This window comes from Methanocalculus sp. (genome assembly GCF_030651615.1).
Taxonomy (GTDB): Archaea; Halobacteriota; Methanomicrobia; order Methanomicrobiales; family Methanocorpusculaceae; genus Methanocalculus.
This window is the reverse complement of sequence record NZ_JAUSCG010000147.1, coordinates 1-4,719: the sequence shown is the minus strand read 5'-3', so window position 1 is coordinate 4,719 and position 4,719 is coordinate 1. Positions and strand designations below refer to the sequence as shown.

The window sequence follows — 4,719 nt, the reverse complement described above, 5'->3', positions numbered from 1 at the left end:
ATGACGATGAGCGCCCTTGAGCGCAGAGATATCCTCATCGGTCTTGGAATGGAGAAGGATGAGGCAAGGAACATCAAGAACATCTATGCAACGAACATATTCATCGACATGACAAAGGGTATTCAGTACCTGAACGAGACGATGGAACTTGTTCTTGACGGCCTTCATGAAGCACTCGACGGCGGTCCGCTTGCAGACGAACAGGTGCAGAACCTCAAGATCCGCCTGATGGATGTAAAACTCCATGAAGACGCGATCCACCGTGGTCCCGCACAGGTGATCCCGGCAGTAAGAGCCGCTGTCAAGGCAGCCGTCCTGATGGGCAACGATCAGCTCCTTGAACCGGTTCAGAAGATCCAGATCACCGTTCCGCAGGATCAGATGGGAGCAGCAATCTCCCAGATTCAGGGCAGACGCGGGCAGCTCACCACCACCGATTCAGAGGGCGACCAGATCGTCGTCAACGGTGTTGCACCGGTCGCTGAACTCTTCGGATTTGCAGGCGACCTCAGGTCAGCAACCGAAGGGCGTGCAATGTGGAGCACCGAATTTGCCGGATTCCAGCTGGTACCATCAAGCCTCGTTAACGAGGTCGTGATGGGTATCCGGAAGAGGAAGGGCTTAAAAGAACAGATTCCAACACCAAGCGACTACCTCGCATAAGAGGGATCACCTCCACCCTGTTCCTTTTTTTCGATCAACTTCTCAGGCTGTCACACACATGATTGTCAGTCTCCAGGTACGCAGAATCCGGATGGTCCTCAGAGGGTCCATTTCAGGCAGATTATGACCATCCTCTTGCCAGAGTGAGTGCTATCTCCCGTATGAAGAGTTCCTTTGCGTCTTGAGCGTAATCGAATACCCAGAAGTGAAGAGCAATGCTCACGCAAAGGCGCTAAGGCACCAAGGGAGGTATAACCCCGATCCAGATAACTTTGCGACTTCGCGTCTTTCTCGTGATCCACGTTTCAGTGAGTGTAGAGTCATACTCACGCCAAGGCGCAAAGACGCAAAGGTGCTCAGCTATAGTTGCAGGGATGTTTCATCATGAGAATGATTGTGGTTCGTGCAAAAGTTCTCCTCACGTGACCTTTATCAGTCCCTTTCACCAAAGGGATGAGTATGGCAATCGATTGGTACGATGAATTTGTCGATCTGAACTATACACCGGACTCAGATGAGATCATCTGCCTCTTCTCATGTGAGCCAGCCTCCGGGATCAGCATGAAAGAGGCGGCAGGAAGGGTTGCATCCGAGAGTTCGACCGGCACATGGACAACCCTCTTTTCGCTTCCACCGAGGATGAGGGCTCTTCAGGCAACCGCCTTTGAGATAGACGGACCGTACCTGAAGATCGCATATCCCATAGGCCTCTGGGAAGAGGGGAATGCCGTTCAGCTCTTAAGTGGAATAGCAGGAAACATCTTCGGGATGAAAGCGGTGAATCATCTCCGCTTAATCGATGCAACACTCCCCGAGGCATATCTTCGCCATTACAAAGGCCCGCACTTTGGGATGGATGGCATCCGGGATATGATGGGTATTAATGGCCGCCCCCTCACCGGTGCGGTTCCAAAGCCAAAGATTGGATTTTCAGCAGCCGAACATGCTGAAATCGGATTTGAGACATGGATGGGCGGCTTTGATTTTGTAAAAGATGATGAAAACCTCACTTCAACTGCATTCAACCGGTTTGAAGACCGGGTGATCGCCCTTGCAAAACAAAGGGATAGAGCAGAATCACTCACCGGGGAGAAGAAGTCTGCTTTTTTAAACATCACCGCAGATACCGAGACGATGAAGAAGCGGGCGGATCTCCTCGTTGCGAATGGATGGAACTATGCGATGATCGATGTCGTCGTTGCGGGGACCGCCGCTGTTATGACACTCCGTGACTACTGTTCTGATCTCGGTCTTGCGATCCATGCACACCGGGCGATGCATGCCGCATTTGATCGTGACCCACGTCATGGTATCACGATGCAGTTCCTCGCTAAGATGATGAGGCTCATTGGTGTCTCTCAGATCCATACCGGAACCGCAGTTGGAAAACTCGTTGGCACCGCACAGGAAGCACGGGTACTTGCAGATATATTGCGGGAGAAGAAGACGATGGGAGTTCCGCAGATGTCACTTGATCAGGACTGGGGGCATATCAGAAGCGCATTCCCGGTCTCTTCAGGCGGTCTCCATCCCGGTCTTGTTCCTGATGTCCTCGACATCTATGGAGACGAACTGGTACTTCTTGTATCAGGAGGAATTCACGGACACCCGGATGGCACCCGGGCAGGAGCAGCTGCTACGATGCAGGCGATCGATGCATGGCATGAGGGAGTCACCCTTGAAGAGAAGGCGGCAGGCTCACCTGAGCTGAAGAGAGCACTTGAGAAGTGGGGATCGTACCAGCCGAAATAGAAGATGAAGACAGACACTCCCACTATTTTTCCAGAGAATAATTCGGATCGTTCATCCTTCTTCGAAGCGCCATACCCTCTGCAAAGAGATACACACCAAAAAGAACGGCGATACCTGCAAGAATAATCATCAAAATCCCGATGATCGCCTCCGGTACAAAGAAGATCATCATTGCCAGGATGAGTGAAAGGATGCCGACACCAAGCCGGAGGGTAAACCCTTCAGGAACGGCATTACGCCCTCTGAGCGCCCTTTTAAGTGAGATCCAGGCACTCGCAAAAGTCCATCCTGCAAGGATGAGAAGAAAGAGCGGGGCAAGGTCTTCAGGTTCAGAGAAGATCGAGTTGATACCGAGAAGAGCAATACCAACACCAAGGATTAAGCGTCCAATCGATCGTATATGCATAGGTCTGACACTGATCGCACTATGCAAGAACGGTATGGAGAGAGCGAGAAATAGAACAGGAACGATGATCGTGATGAGACTGCCAAAGACGAAGTAGGGCTCGGATACGATCCAGACTCCGAAGAGGAGCATGAAGATACCTGTTACAACCATCAACTGCCATGCCCTCGTCTGTTCGGAGAGTACCATCCGGGTATCCCTCCTCATGGCTTTTTTTGAGTCCGTAGCGAGAGCAGAGATGGTATCGATGACCATCAGGACAAGGGGTGCATCATCTGCAAGATGCAGAACCGGGTGTTTCTTTGGATCATAGCGGTCAAGATGCACCCGGTATTCGGTTGCCGTCTCATGCAGATGGTATTGGCCATACCGGTAACTGGCAATCGTTCCGGGGGAGGGGATGTTTATGCGTGATCTCACCCACTGATCCCCAAGCGGTATTATAACCGTCTCTTTTGGCACCACGACCTCCCAAACCCCTTTATGGAGGGGAGCAAGAAGATCTTCAAGCCTCTGCATACAAAATCCTTGTCTGTTTTATATTTGAGCGTATCTATCTGAAAAAAAGGTATTAGGAGATCTGGGTGACCGTCATACTTCCGGGAGCGACCATAAAGAACATCAGACCAAGAACGGCGAGGATGACGATGACGATGATCGGCAGAAGTACTGCAATAACCGCTCTGAACATTGAGATCTTATGATACTCGGATGCACCCATAATCATCAGGACAAGTGCCCAGATGCTGCCGATGAAGCCGATGAAAGGAATCCATCCGATAGCTGCCTGTGGGGTTTCAGCAAGAGCAAACGCACGTACCGTTGCGGTATAGTCGCCTCTGCCCCCGACGATCTTCAGACAGATATGGATGATACCACCAATAATCAACAGGGCAATGGTCCCACCAATAACAAGAGAGATTAAAAAGACGATGATGGCAGCGATATCTCCTGCAGGTGATAATGGCATCGGATTAATTGGTCCAAAGATGAGAGCAATCACAGAGGTAAGCACCGAATAGATCAGGATGACGATCAGAAAGTAGATGATCGAGTCCATAAGTGATCCCGACCTGCTCTTCCGGATGGTCGCACCCGGATCGGTGATCATCCCCCGGAATGTTTCGATAAATGAGAGTGACATAGTGGATATAAACGAGAAGATTCTATAAATACTCTTTCGTTGTCAAGAGAAGGAGGATCAGGGATTAAAATCCACGGTACTCTTCAGCAGTCACAGAATGCCGGGTAAATGAACCATCAGCATAGACCATCACAAAAACCGGCTCCCCGCTTCGAAACCGCCTGATAGCTGCATCATAGGTCTTTCGTACATGACGGAGATTATGTTCTGAAAAGTGGCACTGAATTGCTTCCCAGAACCCAATCTGCTGGTTTAGAAAGGCGATTTCATAGGAGATGACTTCATCAGCCATCAATTTTGCCGCCTCTTCATCAATTGGGAGATGATACTCCCCATGATCTCCAAGCCCGCTGATCTGCCGCCAGTCAACCACCCCGTCTGCATCAGGCTCACGATGGAGCATGTAAGGATAGATTCGGCATATGAAAAAGCGGTGATCATAGATACTACACCTTCGATCAGAAGTCAGAAAGCAACAGGTCCCATCATCTCTTACTCTGAGAGCATAACCTGAGACATACAGGGTTCCAAACTGATCCCCATACTCAAAATCCGGTGCCGGTATCAGAGCATCAGGATCGATTTCCCGGACACCAGGAAGATCTGCATCAAGGAGGAAGACATGCCCGTTATAGGATGACGTACAGCATTGCCCACATCCGTTGCAGGAGAACCCGACTTCACGTATTATCCTGAACAGCTCTTCTTTCGAATATGACGCAAGATCCTCTGCCTCCTCACGAAGACATCTGAT

General features: G+C 50.4%; 4 protein-coding genes and 1 pseudogene. 2 read left to right on the top strand and 3 right to left on the bottom strand.

Annotated elements, in window-relative coordinates; genetic code table 11:
* Together Q7V06_RS06390 and rbcL are read left to right on the top strand one after the other, a co-directional pair.
* Positions 1-663, top strand: a pseudogene (locus Q7V06_RS06390) (elongation factor EF-2); the annotation flags it as partial.
* 459 nt (positions 664-1,122) lie between these two features.
* Positions 1,123-2,415, top strand: a complete 1,293-nt coding sequence (gene rbcL, locus Q7V06_RS06385; protein ID WP_304839678.1) for a type III ribulose-bisphosphate carboxylase — start codon at positions 1,123-1,125, stop codon at positions 2,413-2,415.
* Between the two features lie 22 nt (positions 2,416-2,437).
* Here the strand turns inward: rbcL and Q7V06_RS06380 are convergent, their stop codons facing one another.
* From Q7V06_RS06380 to Q7V06_RS06370, 3 genes are all read right to left on the bottom strand, one after another.
* The gene (locus Q7V06_RS06380; protein WP_304839675.1) at positions 2,438-3,340 is read right to left on the bottom strand and encodes an HdeD family acid-resistance protein; all 903 of its coding nucleotides are present in this window, start codon (positions 3,338-3,340) and stop codon (positions 2,438-2,440) included.
* A 52-nt stretch (positions 3,341-3,392) separates the two neighbouring features.
* Positions 3,393-3,965 (bottom strand): YIP1 family protein, encoded by a 573-nt coding sequence (locus tag Q7V06_RS06375; RefSeq protein ID WP_304839672.1) that lies wholly within the window; start codon positions 3,963-3,965, stop codon positions 3,393-3,395.
* A 64-nt stretch (positions 3,966-4,029) separates the two neighbouring features.
* The coding region (locus Q7V06_RS06370) for a YkgJ family cysteine cluster protein (protein ID WP_370650818.1) at positions 4,030-4,719 on the bottom strand (690 nt) is incomplete at its 5' end.